Origin of the sequence: Pimelobacter simplex, assembly GCF_900114845.1 — a bacterium.
Lineage (GTDB): Bacteria > Actinomycetota > Actinomycetes > Propionibacteriales > Nocardioidaceae > Nocardioides > Nocardioides simplex.
The window spans coordinates 585193-598078 of record NZ_FOUK01000001.1; the positions used below are offsets into that span (position 1 = coordinate 585193).

General features: G+C 73.9%; 15 protein-coding genes. 4 read left to right on the forward strand and 11 right to left on the reverse strand.

All coding sequences use genetic code 11. From position 1 onward, the window contains the following. The 3 genes from BM223_RS02740 to BM223_RS02750 are packed head-to-tail and all read right to left on the reverse strand — an operon-like array spanning position 1 to position 3468. On the reverse strand, positions 1-894 hold the full coding sequence (locus BM223_RS02740; RefSeq protein WP_235319057.1) for a diacylglycerol/lipid kinase family protein: 894 nt from the start codon (positions 892-894) through the stop codon (positions 1-3). Further along, the gene (locus BM223_RS02745; protein ID WP_038681834.1) at positions 857-2725 is read right to left on the reverse strand and encodes an FtsX-like permease family protein; all 1869 of its coding nucleotides are present in this window, start codon (positions 2723-2725) and stop codon (positions 857-859) included. Before BM223_RS02745 ends, BM223_RS02740 begins: the two co-directional genes overlap by 38 nt. Continuing rightward, positions 2725-3468, reverse strand: a complete 744-nt coding sequence (locus BM223_RS02750) for an ABC transporter ATP-binding protein (protein WP_038681832.1) — start codon at positions 3466-3468, stop codon at positions 2725-2727. The genes BM223_RS02745 and BM223_RS02750 overlap by 1 nt, the downstream gene beginning before the upstream one ends. A gap of 107 nt (positions 3469-3575) precedes the next feature. Between BM223_RS02750 and BM223_RS02755 the strand changes: the two genes are divergently transcribed. Next, entirely contained in the window at positions 3576-4862 is a 1287-nt protein-coding gene (locus tag BM223_RS02755) for a sensor histidine kinase (protein ID WP_038681829.1), read from the forward strand. Beyond that, positions 4850-5491, forward strand: a complete 642-nt coding sequence (locus BM223_RS02760) for a response regulator transcription factor (protein WP_200887201.1) — start codon at positions 4850-4852, stop codon at positions 5489-5491. The genes BM223_RS02755 and BM223_RS02760 overlap by 13 nt, the downstream gene beginning before the upstream one ends. Before the next feature lie 12 nt (positions 5492-5503). Here the strand turns inward: BM223_RS02760 and BM223_RS27765 are convergent, their stop codons facing one another. The 7 genes from BM223_RS27765 to BM223_RS02790 all read right to left on the reverse strand — a co-directional run bounded on the left by BM223_RS27765 (position 5504) and on the right by BM223_RS02790 (position 10338). Then, positions 5504-5764: a hypothetical protein gene (locus tag BM223_RS27765; RefSeq protein ID WP_052139036.1), complete on the reverse strand. Its 261-nt coding sequence runs from the start codon at positions 5762-5764 to the stop codon at positions 5504-5506. Beyond that, positions 5749-6060, reverse strand: a complete 312-nt coding sequence (locus BM223_RS27770) for a hypothetical protein (protein WP_083427842.1) — start codon at positions 6058-6060, stop codon at positions 5749-5751. Before BM223_RS27770 ends, BM223_RS27765 begins: the two co-directional genes overlap by 16 nt. 190 nt (positions 6061-6250) lie before the next feature. Then, complete coding sequence (locus BM223_RS02770) at positions 6251-6739, reverse strand: hypothetical protein (RefSeq protein WP_038681825.1); 489 nt, start codon at positions 6737-6739, stop codon at positions 6251-6253. After that, a complete protein-coding gene (locus BM223_RS02775) occupies positions 6736-7893 on the reverse strand; it encodes a WD40 repeat domain-containing protein (RefSeq protein WP_038681823.1) in 1158 nt (385 codons plus the stop codon). Before BM223_RS02775 ends, BM223_RS02770 begins: the two co-directional genes overlap by 4 nt. A gap of 29 nt (positions 7894-7922) precedes the next feature. Then, positions 7923-9077: a hypothetical protein gene (locus tag BM223_RS02780; protein ID WP_038681821.1), complete on the reverse strand. Its 1155-nt coding sequence runs from the start codon at positions 9075-9077 to the stop codon at positions 7923-7925. Continuing rightward, the gene (locus BM223_RS02785; protein ID WP_038681820.1) at positions 9074-9631 is read right to left on the reverse strand and encodes a hypothetical protein; all 558 of its coding nucleotides are present in this window, start codon (positions 9629-9631) and stop codon (positions 9074-9076) included. The genes BM223_RS02780 and BM223_RS02785 overlap by 4 nt, the downstream gene beginning before the upstream one ends. A 20-nt stretch (positions 9632-9651) precedes the next feature. Next, complete coding sequence (locus BM223_RS02790) at positions 9652-10338, reverse strand: hypothetical protein (RefSeq protein ID WP_141267388.1); 687 nt, start codon at positions 10336-10338, stop codon at positions 9652-9654. A 43-nt stretch (positions 10339-10381) separates the two neighbouring features. Here BM223_RS02790 and BM223_RS30180 point away from each other — a divergent pair, with 43 nt between their 5' ends. Then, positions 10382-10924: a MauE/DoxX family redox-associated membrane protein gene (locus tag BM223_RS30180; protein ID WP_342351425.1), complete on the forward strand. Its 543-nt coding sequence runs from the start codon at positions 10382-10384 to the stop codon at positions 10922-10924. 64 nt (positions 10925-10988) lie between these two features. Then, positions 10989-12416, forward strand: coding sequence for a carboxyl transferase domain-containing protein (locus BM223_RS02800; RefSeq protein ID WP_038681816.1), 1428 nt, complete (start codon positions 10989-10991; stop codon positions 12414-12416). Here the strand turns inward: BM223_RS02800 and BM223_RS02805 are convergent. Further along, positions 12409-12783, reverse strand: a complete 375-nt coding sequence (locus BM223_RS02805; RefSeq protein WP_038681814.1) for a nuclear transport factor 2 family protein — start codon at positions 12781-12783, stop codon at positions 12409-12411. The two genes, BM223_RS02800 and BM223_RS02805, sit on opposite strands and share 8 nt — an antisense overlap. Between the last annotated feature and the right edge of the window lie 103 nt (positions 12784-12886).

Genomic DNA, 12886 nt, shown 5'->3' on the forward strand with positions numbered 1-12886 from the left:
CTAGGGGCCGGGCACCAGCATCGCGTAGGCCGCCGGGACGACCCGCCAGGTCCGGGAGCGCACCGGCCCGTCGATCTCGCCGTCGCTGTTGCAGTCGAAGGCGGTGCCGGCGACCCGGACGGTCCGCCCGCGGACGATGTCGACGTCCGAGTGGTCCTCGTGGCGGCCGAAGGGCAGGCGCAGCACGTAGCCGAGCCGGGACAGGGGCGAGACGGGCGTGGCGACGAGGACGTCGACCCGGCCGTCGTGGGGGTCCGCGTCGGGGGTGAGCTCGGTGCCGCCGCCGACCGAGGCGCCGTTGCCGACCGCGACCATGAGCACCGGCCGGTCGACGTCCACGACGACGGTGTCGTCGACCTCGACCAGCAGCCGCAGGCTCGGCGGGTTGAGCGCGGTCTGCAGCGCGCCGATCGGGTAGCCGATCTTGCCGAGGCGCTTCTTCCAGCGGGCGCCGTGCTTGCCGGCCTCGGCGCCCGCACCGAGGTGGACGCTGTTGACGGTGATCCGGTCGTCCTCGTCAACGACGAGGTCGGTCGGCCGCGTGTGGCCGGCGACGACTACCGCGGCCGCCTCCGCGGGCGTCAGCGGGATGCCGAGCGTGCGGGCGAAGTCGTTGCCGGTCCCGAGCGGGATCAGCCCGAGCGTGCGGCCGGAGAGGTCTCCGCGGGAGTGGAGCGCCTGCACGACGGCGTGGATGCTGCCGTCGCCGCCGGCCACGACGACCGTGCGCGCGCCGGCCTCGGCGAGGACCTCGGCGAGCTCGTCGGGACCCGACGTGCCCCGCACCTCGACCTCGGCGGCCTCGCGGAGGACCGCGAGTGCGGCGTCGACCGCCTCCTGGTCCGCCGTCCCGGCGTCACTGTTGGTGATCAGCAGCAGCGGAGGGGTGGCCACGGAGCCACGATACGGGCAGCACCGCGGCGACGACGGTCACGGTCACGCAGGCACCGGCGATCGCGAGCAGGCTCGTCCACGGCACGGTCAGCGGCACGTCGTCGAGGCCGGCGGTCATCGGGGCGCGGAGCAGCACCGCGACGGTCACGGTGACCGCGGAGCCGAGGAGCAGCGCGGCGGTGGCGACCAGCGCGGACTCGGCGAGCACCATCCGCCGCACCTGCGCGGCGGTGGCGCCGACCAGCCGGGTCACCGAGAACTCCCGGCGCCGCTGCAGGCTGCCCATCAGCAGCGTGTTGGCGATGGCGATCCCGGCGTAGAGCCCGGTGGGGCCGAGGACCGCGACGAGCCCGACCTGGTTCTGGTCGCGCTGGGCGCGGTCCACGCGCGCGATCCACTGCTCGGCCGTGAGGACGTCGCCGGTGCCCCCGTCCCGGAGCGCGGTGCGCAGCGCGGCGGCGTCGACCCCCGGTGCGGGCAGCACGAACCAGGTGCCGGTCGGCTTCGCGCCGTGCGCCCGGGCGAGCCGGCTCGGGAGCAGGACGTCCTCGTGCAGGGTCGCCGCATCCTCGACGACCGCGACCACGCGCAGCCGCATCCGGGCGCCGTCGGGGAAGCGCACCCGCACCTGCGAGCCCAGCCCGAAGCCGGCGTCGAACACCGCGGAGCGGCTGATCGCCATCGTCCGCCCGGTCAGCCGGGTCAGGTCGCCCTCGTGGGTCCGCAGGCCGCGGGTGGCGACGGCGGTCGCGGGGTCGATGCCCTCGGCCGTCCAGTCCATCCCGGCCTCGCCCGCGGTCGCCATGGGGACGGCGTTGCGGCCGTCCACGATCCCCGCGCCCGGTGCGGTGGGCGCCTTCGTCGTCCCGGTGACGACGACGGGCGCCACGAGCTGCTGGCGGGTGATGCCCTGGTCCCAGTCGGCGGCGAAGCTGAGGCTGAGGATGAGCGAGCCCGCGATCGCGGAGATCGCGAGCACCGGCGCCGCCAGCGAGGTGGTGCGGCGGGCCTGGTTGCCCACGTTCTCGCGGGCCAGCCCGAGCACGGGGTGCTCGCGGAAGGGGGCGGCCAGCACCCGGACGAGCAGGGGGAGGAGGACCGGTCCCCAGCAGACCAGCCCGACCACGATGAGCTCGGGCACGAAGATCGAGAGCATCAGCGCCAGCAGCGGGTCGCCCGCCCGGATGCCGGCGAGCATGAGCGCCGCGCCGGCCAGGCAGAGCGTGCCGATCACCGCGCGGACGACGCCGATCCGGCGGCCGGTGTCCGTCGCCTCGCGGAGGGCCTGCGCCGGGGCGACCTTCGCCGCCCGCCGCGAGGCGGCCCAGGCGCCCAGCAGCGCGACGCCGACGCCGCAGCCGGCCGAGATGAGCAGGGGGAGGAGGTCCCACGACAGGGGGATCCGCCCGGGGGTGACGTCCTGCGCATCGAGCAGGACGGCGAGCGCCAGCGCCACGAGCTGGCCGAGCACCGCGCCCGTGGCGGCCGCCAGCACGGCGACGACGAGGGCCTCGACGCGCACCTGGCGCCGCACCTGCCGCGGGGTCGCGCCGACGAGCCGCAGCAGCCCGAGCTCGCGGCGGCGGGCCGTGACGGCGAAGCCGAACGTGCTCGCCACGACGAAGATCGCCATGAAGCCGGCGAAGCCGGCCATCACACCGAGCAGCGAGAGCGTGTCCTCGAGCCCGGGCCCCTGCGCCTCGGCCGAGACGGTCAGCACGACGACCCCGGCGATGAGCGCGACCCCGAGCGCGACCGCGACGAACGAGCCGGCGTAGAGCGCGCGGTGCTGGCGCACCGAGCTCAGCCCGAGGCGGATCGCGACCGGCATCATCGCTCCAGCTCGCTCATCGCGGCGGCGATCTGCGCGGCCGTGCCGCGGGCGAGGTGGCCGACGAGGAGGCCGTCCTCGAGGAACAGCACGCTGTCGGCGTACGACGCGGCGACCGGGTCGTGGGTCACCATGACGACGGTCAGCCCCTCGTCGTCCACGGTCGAGCGCAGCAGCTCCAGCACCTGGCGGCCGGTGGTCCGGTCGAGGGCGCCGGTGGGCTCGTCGGCGTACACGACCTGGGGGCGGGTCACCAGCGCCCGCGCGATCGCGACCCGCTGCTGCTGGCCGCCCGAGAGCTCGGCGGGACGCCGGCGCTGCTGGGCCTCCAAGCCGACCCGGGTCAGTGCCGCGGCGACCTCCCCGCGCGGGGGACGTCGTCCCGCCAGCCGCGCGGGCAGCGCCACGTTGTCGTACGCCGTGAGCGCCGGCAGCAGGTTGTAGGCCTGGAAGACGAAGCCCATCGCGCTGCGCCGCAGCCGGGTGAGCGCGGCCTCGTCGAGCCGGACCAGGTCGTGGCCGCCGACCAGGACCCGTCCCGACGTCGGCCGGTCGAGCCCGGCGGCGCACTGCAGCAGGGTCGACTTGCCGGAGCCCGAGGGCCCCATGATCGCGGTGAAGGTGCCGGCGCCGAAGGCGTGGGTGACACCGCGGAGCGCGTCGACCCGGCCGGCGCGCGAGCCGTAGCTGCGAGTTACTCCGTCGAGGACGATCGCGGGCGCGGCGAGGGTCGCTGTGGTCATGCTCCGAGCCTGGTGCGGATCGGCCGTCCGCGCGCTGGCCCGGACGCGAGGTCAGGGGTAGCGCGTGCGCTACCCCGCGGGGCTCGCGCGCTCCCTAGGCTGGCCGCATGTCCCGACCGGAGTCCGCGTGGAGCGCCCTGCGCGGCAACCCGGTCCGGTTCCTGCTCTCGTCGTGGCCGTGGCGCTCGCTCGCCTACCTGGCCGGGACGGCGGCCGTCGGGTTCGCGCTGCTCGGCGTCCTGCTGGCGCTGCTGATGGCGGGCGCGCTCACCGCGGTCGTGGTGGTGGGCTTCGTGCTGATCGGCGCGATCCCGGTGCTGTGCGTCGCGGTGCTCGGGCTCGAGCGGCGCCGGCTGCGCGTCGTCCAGCCGGACGCGCCGGCGCTCGGCGCGCCGCGTCCCCCGGTGGCCGACGGCCGCGGCCTGCGAGCCTGGGTGCGCCAGCGCCGCGGCGAGCCGCCGTCGGGCCGCGAGGGCGGGTACGTCGTCCTGCTGGTGACCCTGCTGTGGCTGCTCGACGCCGTCGTGGTGTTCAACGCAGTGCTGCTCACCGGCGCCTTCGTGCTCGCGCCCGTGGTCGCCGCCGCCGACCAGGTCGTCGTGTTCGCGTGGACCGTCGAGTCACCCGGCGAGGCGCTGCCGATGGCGCTCGTCGGCGGCCCGATCGCCTACGCGCTCAGCGCCTACGTCGTGACGCTGCTCGCCGCCGGCCAGTCCGCGCTGGCCCGGCTGCTGCTGTCGCCGGGCGAGAACGAGCTCGAGCAGCGGATCGGCCAGCTCCGCCGCTCGCGCCTCGACCTGGTCGACGCCTTCGAGACCGAGCGCAAGCGGATCGAGCGGCACCTCCACGACGGCGTCCAGCAGCGGCTCGTGGCGCTGAGCATGACGCTCGGCCGCGCCGAGCTCGACGTCCCGGAGGGACCGGGCCTCGACCTGGTCCGCCAGGCGCACGGCGAGGTGGAGTCGGCACTCGCCGACCTCCGGGAGGCCGTCCGGGGGATCCACCCGCGGGTGCTCGTCGACCACGGCCTCGCGGCCGCCGTCCGCGAGGTGGCGGACCGGATGCCCATCCTGGTGACCGTGCGGATCGACGTCTCGCGGCTGCCCCCGCCGGTCGAGGGCGCGGCGTACTTCGTCGCGAGCGAGGCGCTCACCAACGTCGCCCGCCACTCCGGCGCGGGATCCGCCCAGGTCACCGGCTGGCTGCACGACGACCGGCTCGTCGTCACCGTCACGGACGACGGCGCCGGCGGCGCCCGGATCGGTGGCGGCTCCGGCAGCGGTCTCGCGGGCCTGGTGACCCGGCTCGACGCCCTCGGTGGCACGCTGTCGGTCCGCAGCCCCGACGGAGGGCCGACCGAGGTCCGGATGGAGTGCCCGCGTTGCGTGTCGTGATCGCCGAGGACCTCGCCCTCCTGCGCGAGGGCCTGGTCGGCATCGTCGAGCGCGCCGGCCACGAGGTGCTCGCCGCCGTCGAGACCGCCGACGCCCTCCTCGCCTACGTCCGCCGCGACCCACCCGACCTCGTCGTCACCGACGTCCGGATGCCCCCCGGTCACTCCGACGAGGGCCTGCGCGCCGCCGCCGAGATCCGCGCCTCCCACCCCGCCGTGAGCATCCTCGTGCTCTCGCAGTACGTCGCCGACGCCTACCTCGACGGCCTCCTCGACACCCCCGGCCCCGGCGGCATGGGCTACCTCCTCAAGGACCGCGTCGGCCACGTCCGCGAGTTCCTCGACAGCATCGACCGGGTCGCCGCCGGCGGCCTCGTCGTCGACCCCGAGGTCGTCCGCCAGCTCCTCGCCCGCCGCCGCGACGACGGACCGCTCGCCGCGCTCACCGAGCGGGAGCGCGAGGTGCTCTCGCTGATGGCGGAGGGGCGGACGAACGGGTCGATCGCCGCGCAGCTGGTGGTGAGCGAGGCCGCCGTCCGCAAGCACGTGGGTGGGATCTTCGCCAAGCTGGACCTGGACCCGCAGAGCGACCGGCGGGTGTCGGCGGTGCTGGCGTACCTGCGGGGGTGAGGGCGCGGGCGGTCAGCGGACGAGTCGGATCCAGACGATGACGACCGCGAGCGCGACGACCAGGAGGACGAGGCAGCGGCGCAGGACGACGTCGTGCTTGGCGAGGAGGCGATCCCACTCGGTCGGCTCCGGGTAGCCGTTGCGAGCGGTCGTCATCAGGGCTCGCCCACCTCCGAACCCCGCGCCGGCGGCGACGAACTCCCACGGCGACGCGACCAGCGCCACCAGGGCGAGCAGCGCGTAGGGCGCCGCGCTGGTCAGGAAGGTCCGCATCCCGGTCCCCATCTCCAGCCGAACTGGAGAGCGCCGAATCGAGGCCCTTCCTCGGCGATCCGTTCCGGGACCTGGCGGGCGTTCTGCGGAAGCCGCAGGTGCAGTGCCCCGAGCTCGTGGAGCAGCACCACGCCGAGCACGACGGCCACGGCACCGGCGACGACCACGTCGGGGAGCAGGGCGCGCGGCAGCGAGCCGAGTGCTGCCAGCAGCGTCGCCGTCGCGGTGCCGCCGACGACGAGCCCGCCGATGAACCATCCCTGGGAAGTACCCCGCCAGACCGACGAGGCCAGCATCGCTGAGTTGTGGCTTCAAACGCTGCCGGAGACGGCGTAGCCCGCGGCGAGCGCCAGCACCAGCCAGTACCGAGGGGCGTGGTCCCGCTCGGCGCGGCCAGATCGGTCAGCGCGACCGCGAGCGCGGCCACCGCGAGCCCGACCACCGGGGTCGCCGGATGGTGGATCGCGGATCGGGCCAGGCCGGGCGTCATCGGCCGGCCCGTTGTGCGGCCGTGCCGAGGAGGGCCCGGACCGCATCGACCGAGCCCGCCGGGCGGATCGCCAGGACCTCGCCAGCGGCGTCCACCACCGCCAGAGCGGGCTGCCAGCCGGGGTCGAGTGCGTCGTACAGATCGCGGTCGACGACGGTGCGGAGCGGCCCCACGTCGTGCTGGGTCAGGGCGACGCGGGAGAGCACGATCCGCTCGACGGATCGGTCGTCGGCCCCGGGCTCGACGAACGCCGGCAGCACGGAGGCGCAGATCGGGCAGTGGTCCGACACCAGCAGGACGCACGACAGGTTCGCGCCGTCCTGCGGCCGCAGCGCGGTCAGCTCGGTCGCACCGCGACGGCTCGCGCCCGTACGTCCGACCCGTCGCTCCAGGCGGCGCAGGTTCTGCTGCAGCCCGACGAGTGCGAGGACCACCAGCACCAGGGCGACGCCCTGGAGCACCACCACGGCGACCAGCGGCGTCATCGGCGGCCCTTGCGGAGGAGCGCCGCGACCTGCTCGGAGGCCAGGGACACGTGCATTCCCCGGTTGCGGAACTGGGCGAGCCTCCGCACCTCTCCGGTCGTCACGTTCCACACGCGCACGGTCCCGGGCCGGGAGCTGACGACGGCCAGCACCGCGGGGGTGATCCAGGTCGCCGGGTAGGTCCAGGTGCGCCGGAAGCCATCCGCCGTCAGCAGCCCGACGAGGCGGCCGTCGCGCGGGTCGACCACCGCCACACCGTCGCGGTCGCCCTGGGCCCGGGTGCGCTTGGTCGAGTCGTGCCCGAACGCGAGGTAGCGACGGGCCAGAGGTGAGAGTCCCAGGAGCCGGGGGTACTCCAGCGGCTGGGCACCCACCCGCACCCCGTCGCGATAGCGCCGGATCACGCCGGCGCCGCCCGGGTCCGCGCCCACCTCGAGCACCGTGCGCCGGGACCTGAGGTAGGTGGCCCCCACGACGCCGTACGCCGTCTCGCTCACCTCGCCCGTGCGCAGGTCCAGCTCGAACCCGAGCGACACGGCCTTGTTGCGCGACACGAACTTCAACGCGTCGCCCTCGGGAGACCACTGCACGAAGACCGGGTCCCTGGTCGGGGTCGGGTAGCGCCGGTGCTCGCCGGTGGCCAGGTCGATGACCACCATCGCCCGGTTGCCGCCCTCGGAGATCGCGACCTGTCGGCCGTCCGGGCTCAGTGTGGGCACCGGCTCGCTGTGAAACTTGCCGTAGTCGTCCAAGGGGATGCGGCGCCACTGCGCGTTCGGGGTGACCACGAAGACCTGGTGGACGGGGTCGGGTCCCAGGGGTTCACCCTGCTTCGCGGTCCAGAACTCCTGATCGGTCACGAGCAGGGCGCGCGCCACGGGAGCGTCCGCCAGGGCGGGCGCGTTCCGGGCGTCGCGGAGGTCGAGCCGCAGGAGGTCCTGATCGATGCCGGGCACCGGCCCGGCATCGCGGAGCTCGGTGATGAGGCGGTCGGGGACGCGGATCTTGTCGACGGCCGCGGCTGTGGTCTCCGGCGCCGTCGAGGTCGGCCGCTGGCCGGGATCAGCGCCGGATGTCGTCGGTCCGGTGCAGGAGGTCAGCGCCAGCGTCGCGACAGCGACGATCGACGCGACCTGCGGAGCTCGTTCCGGCATGGCGGATCTCCTCTCAGCGACGGCTCGGCTCATCGCTCGACTCCGGCGAGCAGGTCTGCGACCGGCCCGGGTGCGAGCGACACGTTCACGCCTTCGTTGCGGAAGCGGGCGAGGCGTCGCACCTCGCCGGTCCGCACGTTCCACACCCGCAGGACCCCGGAGAGCATGGTGTCCACCACCAGCAGGTCCGCGGTGATCCACGTGCTCGGAGCGGTCCAGGTCGCGCGGAGGCGAGGATCGACCCCCATCGCCACCAAGCGTCCGTCGCGAGGGTCGACGACCACGGCGCCGTCGCGGTGCCCCGCCGCTCGTTGCCGACGGGTCGGGAAGAACCCGAACGCCGCGTAGCGCTTCACGGTGACCTGGCCGCGCGGGATGGTCGAGTACTCCAGCAGCCGAGACCCGGTCCTCTTGCCGTCGCGGTAGCGCCGGACCTCGGCCGCCCCGGTGGAGTCCTTGCCGATCTCGATCACGGACCTGCTGTCGCCGCTGAAGGTGGACCGGAAGACATCGACGGTGCGCGGGGTCGCGGTCCCCGTGCGCAGGTCGAGCTCGTACCCGCCGGACCCCGCCTTGTCGCGCGACTTGAACATCAACGCGCGACCGTCGGGCGACCAGTCGAGGCCGACCGCTTCGCGGACCGGGACCGGGTAGCGACGGTGACCGCCGGTGCTCAGCTGGATCACCGCGACCGCCCCGTTGCTCCCTTCGGAGAGCGCGACGCGTCGGCCGTCGGGACTCACGGTGGGGTTCGGCTCCACGTGGAAGTCGCCATACGAGGCCAGCGGGATCCGCCGCCAGGTCAGGTCCGGGGCCAGGACGAAGATCTGGTTGACCGCGTCGATGACGTCGAGCCGCTCGACGAAGATGCTCTGGTCCGCGACGAGCAGCGCGCGGTCGATCGGTGTGCTTGCCAGCGTCGGCGCTTCGATTGCGTCGCGCAGGTCGAGGTCCTGGAGCCGTGGGTCGAGACCGGCCACCGGGCCGCGGTCCCGCAGCGGAGTGGTCAGCCGGTCGGGGATGGGCGAGGCGAGGGCAGTCGCGGAGGGGGCTCTGGAGGTCGGCCCCTCGGTGGACGCAGCGGAGGGCGAGGTGGTGGGCGCGGGCCGGTCGGCGGCGCACGAGGCCGCGAGCGTGGTGACGGCGATGGTCGTTGCGACACCGAGCGTCCGGGCCCGCCTCATGAGAGGAACCGCTGGCAGGTCGACTCGTGGACGAGGACCTGGCGGCCGTTGTTGAACTTCCGGACCACGCCGTCGGAGCATCGGCGGTGCCGGGGCTCCGGGAACGGCCTGATCCCGTTGGGCTTCCACTCCCATGCATTGCGCCCGAGGCAGCGGGGCTCCCGCGAGTACTGCGTGAAGGTGTACGGCGGGTCGCCGACCTGGTCGGTGCGGTGGTAGCCGTTGGCGTTGCAGTAGCTGCCCCCGATGTAGCCCTGCGCCGAGCCGTCCGGGTTGCACTTCGTCCAGTCGGTTGCGGCGCCGCTGCGATTGATCCAGTTCTGGCAGTCGCCCCAGTTCGACGGGGCGGCGTAGCTCTTCGACAGGCGCGCGACGCCGTCCAGCGACACCAGGCCCATCGCGACGCCCAGGGCGAACACCGACTTCAGCAGCGACCGCCGTCCGAAGTGCAGGGCGACGATGCTGTCGCGGACACCGGACCGGGTGGCTCGGCTGGGTGGGTGGATCGCCGACGGGACGGACGCGATGTCGATGGTGCGCTGGTCATGAACCATGGTGACGGCCTCCTTCGGCGCTAGCTGAGGGTGAGCCGGCTGAGCCCGGCCAGGAACGTGAGCTGGGGGATGAAGCGCGCGGTCGGGTCGGGGCGCTCCGGGAACAGGTTCGCCACCACCGTGGGGGTCGCGAAGGTGAAGTAGGTCGATGCGGCGAGGTCCTCGATGTCGTCGTGCTGGACCTGCCAGAGCTCTCCGACATCGATCAGCTGCCCCGCCCAGGCCGGGATCTGGGCCAGGGCGTCCTCCGCCGGGCGCACCGACAGCGAGCCGACACCGGGGACGTGCATCCCGAGGTGGCCCGGCTTGATCACCCAGTCCTGGCCGGCGTCGGGGCGGATCTCGAGGCCGTCGGACCGGTCGGTGAAGGCCAGGCCGCTCAGCCCTTTCAGAGGGTCGTCGTAGCCGCCGTCGTCCTCGGACGGCAGCCAGACGAGTGCCTCGTGGTGCGGACCGCGCCAGAACGCGATGCCCTGGAGGTCGGAACGTCTGCTCTCGGCGATCTGGAGCGTGCCCTCGCGGGCCTGGAGGACCTGGGTGACCTCGGCGTCGAGGACGTGCTCGAGGATGCCGTCGGCATTGCCGCGCGGCGCGATGAAGACATCGCGGATCTGCAACTCGTCGGGGACGGTGCCGTCGAGAACGCGGTTGCTCACCTTGACGATCTCGTCCCAGGGATGGGGGAACTCCGCCGTCAGGCTCGCCATCCGAAGGCGCCTGCCGTCCGCGGTCGTGAACTCGGTCGTGGCCATGGATTCACCTGCCTGTGCTGGGGGTGACTACCGTGCCAGTGAAGTTGCCTGGATCCGCCTCGAAAGGGTTAGCAATGCGCAGATCGTCGATCGGGAGACGGTGCGCGGGAGGGTTCCGGTGACCTGGGTCGTCGTGCCGACACTCCTCGTGCCGAGCGCGCTCCTGGTGTGGTCGGCTGTCCTTCATCTGGCGGGCTCCCTTCGATTCCACGCCGTGCTGGTGGCGCACCAGGTGCTGCCGTACCGGCTGACGGGCGCCGTCGCCACGGTGTTCCCCGTCGTGGAGCTCGTCCTCGGTCTGCTGGGCACCGTGCTGGCGGTTGCGTCGGGTGCCGGCTGCTGGGGGCCGGCGCGCGCGGCGATCGCCGCGTCGGTGGCCGCGGTCTACCTGGCGATGGCCGGGTACGTCGCTCGGCAGCTCCGCACGGCGCCTGGTGCCCCGTGCGGCTGCTTCGCCGGAGGCCGGCCCAGCTCGGTTCTCACGGTGCTCCGGGCCCTGGGCCTCGGGCTACTGGCGGGCGTCGCCGGACTCATCGGCTAGGGACCGGCGTTTCGGCAGTTGTTGCCCGCGCCGACCGCACCGGGATGTGATGGGATGCCTGGCCATGAGCGCCTCCCGCCGCTGGACCGCACGTGAGCTGATCGACCTCGTCCTCGACGAGGGCTCCTACGAGTCGTGGGACACCGAGGTCGACATCAGTGGCCATGCCGAGGCCTACCAGGCCGAGCTGCGTGCCGCCGCCGAGAAGGCGGGCACCGACGAGTCGGTGCTGACCGGGCGGGGGACGGTGCGGGGTCGGCCAGTGGCGTTCGTGGTCAACGAGTTCCGGTTCCTGGCCGGGTCGATCGGGGTGGCGGCGGCGGCTCGGATCGCGGCCGCGGTACGACGGGCGACGGCCGAGGGGCTGCCGGTGCTGGCAAGCACGTCGTCGGGTGGGACCCGGATGCAGGAGGGGACCCGGGCGTTCGTGCAGATGATCGAGATCTCCCGGGCGCTGATGGAGCACCGGGCCGCGCGGCTGCCGTACCTCGTGCACCTGCGGCACCCGACGACCGGTGGGGTGTTCGCGTCGTGGGGCTCGCTGGGGCACGTCACGGTCGCCGAGCCGGGTGCGCTGGTGGGCTTCCTGGGGCCGAAGGTCTTCGAGGCGCTCAACGGGCGGCCGTTCCCGGAGGGCGTCCAGCTGGCCGAGAACCTCGCGGCCAAGGGCGTCATCGACGCCGTCATCCGGGTCGAGGACCTGCCGGCGCTGGTCGACCACGCGCTCGGCGTGCTCGTCGACCCGCCGGGGGAGCGCTCCCTCGAGCGCCGTACGCCGGTCGAGGCGGGCACCGCGCTCGACCACCCGGTGTGGGACGACATCGCGGTGACCCGGGCCGAGGGGCGGGTCGGGGTCCGCGACCTGCTGAGGTACGGCGCCGCGGGCACCCTGCGGCTCAAGGGGACCGACGAGGGGGAGCGCGACGACACCGTGCTGATCGCGCTGACCCGGCTCGACGGCCAGCCGTGCGTCCTGGTGGGCCAGGACCGCTCGCGGCAGACGCCGTCGACGCCGATGGGCCCGGGTGCGCTGCGCGAGGCCCGGCGCGGGATGAAGCTGGCCGAGGAGCTCGGGCTGCCGCTGGTGACGGTGATCGACACCCCGGGTGCCGAGCTCTCCCAGGAGGCGGAGGAGGGCGCGATCGCCGGCGAGATCGCCCGCTGCATCGCGACCCTCGTGACGATGACCGTGCCGACGGTCTCGGTGATCCTGGGGGAGGGCTGCGGGGGCGGGGCGCTGGCGCTGCTGCCGGCCCGGACGGTCCTCGCGACCGAGCGGGGGTGGCTCTCGCCGCTGCCGCCCGAGGGGGCCAGCGTGATCGTGCACGGCGAGCCCTCGAAGGCCGCCGAGATGGCGGCTCAGCAGAAGGTGGGCGCGCTCGACCTCCTCGCCGCGGGCGACGTCCACGGGGTCGTGCCGGAGCAGGCGGACGACACGGCCGAGACGCTCGCGCGAGCGGTCACCGCGGAGATCGCGGCGCGGCTCAGCTGACGACCATGTCCTCGCCGGCCCAGAAAGCCCGCATGCTGGTGATCCGGCCGTCGTCGTCGAACGTCATGACGTCGATCGGCGCCAGCGTGTAGGTCTCGTCGCCGGCCTTGGTGGCGAGCTCGAAGGCGAACGCCGCCTCGTTGCCGGCCACCCGCGCGAACAGGAGCCGCCCAGACTGCTCCAGGCCGTCGAGCGTGCCGTAGAACTCGGCGATCTGCTCGCGGGTGGTGCGCACCTCGGAGCCGACGGGGTCCTCCAGGGTCGCGCCGTCGGCGTACAGCGCGACGACGTCGGCGGAGCTGCCGGTCGCGACGAGGTCGACGTAGTTCTGGATGGTCTCGAGGATGGTCTCGCGGCTGGCGCCCATGGGGTGCTCCTGGTCGTCGGGTAGTAGAACGTGTTCTCGTTTGTGCCGAATCTAGCGGCCAGGTCGCGATTTGGTAACGTGACGCCGCAAGAGCCCCGGTCCT

Bases quoted from the DNA above. Each gene is read 5' to 3' on its own strand.
- BM223_RS02745 (WP_038681834.1), bottom strand. From the start codon at position 2,725: ATGCCGGTCGCGATCCGCCTCGGGCTGAGCTCGGTGCGCCAGCACCGC.
- BM223_RS02785 (WP_038681820.1), bottom strand. From the start codon at position 9,631: ATGGTTCATGACCAGCGCACCATCGACATCGCGTCCGTCCCGTCGGCG.
- BM223_RS27765 (WP_052139036.1), bottom strand. From the start codon at position 5,764: ATGCGGACCTTCCTGACCAGCGCGGCGCCCTACGCGCTGCTCGCCCTG.
- BM223_RS02800 (WP_038681816.1), top strand. From the start codon at position 10,989: ATGAGCGCCTCCCGCCGCTGGACCGCACGTGAGCTGATCGACCTCGTC.
- BM223_RS30180 (WP_342351425.1), top strand. From the start codon at position 10,382: ATGGATTCACCTGCCTGTGCTGGGGGTGACTACCGTGCCAGTGAAGTT.
- BM223_RS02780 (WP_038681821.1), bottom strand. From the start codon at position 9,077: ATGAGGCGGGCCCGGACGCTCGGTGTCGCAACGACCATCGCCGTCACC.
- BM223_RS27770 (WP_083427842.1), bottom strand. From the start codon at position 6,060: ATGCTGGCCTCGTCGGTCTGGCGGGGTACTTCCCAGGGATGGTTCATC.
- BM223_RS02755 (WP_038681829.1), top strand. From the start codon at position 3,576: ATGTCCCGACCGGAGTCCGCGTGGAGCGCCCTGCGCGGCAACCCGGTC.
- BM223_RS02805 (WP_038681814.1), bottom strand. From the start codon at position 12,783: ATGGGCGCCAGCCGCGAGACCATCCTCGAGACCATCCAGAACTACGTC.
- BM223_RS02770 (WP_038681825.1), bottom strand. From the start codon at position 6,739: ATGACGCCGCTGGTCGCCGTGGTGGTGCTCCAGGGCGTCGCCCTGGTG.
- BM223_RS02750 (WP_038681832.1), bottom strand. From the start codon at position 3,468: ATGACCACAGCGACCCTCGCCGCGCCCGCGATCGTCCTCGACGGAGTA.
- BM223_RS02790 (WP_141267388.1), bottom strand. From the start codon at position 10,338: ATGGCGAGCCTGACGGCGGAGTTCCCCCATCCCTGGGACGAGATCGTC.
- BM223_RS02775 (WP_038681823.1), bottom strand. From the start codon at position 7,893: ATGCCGGAACGAGCTCCGCAGGTCGCGTCGATCGTCGCTGTCGCGACG.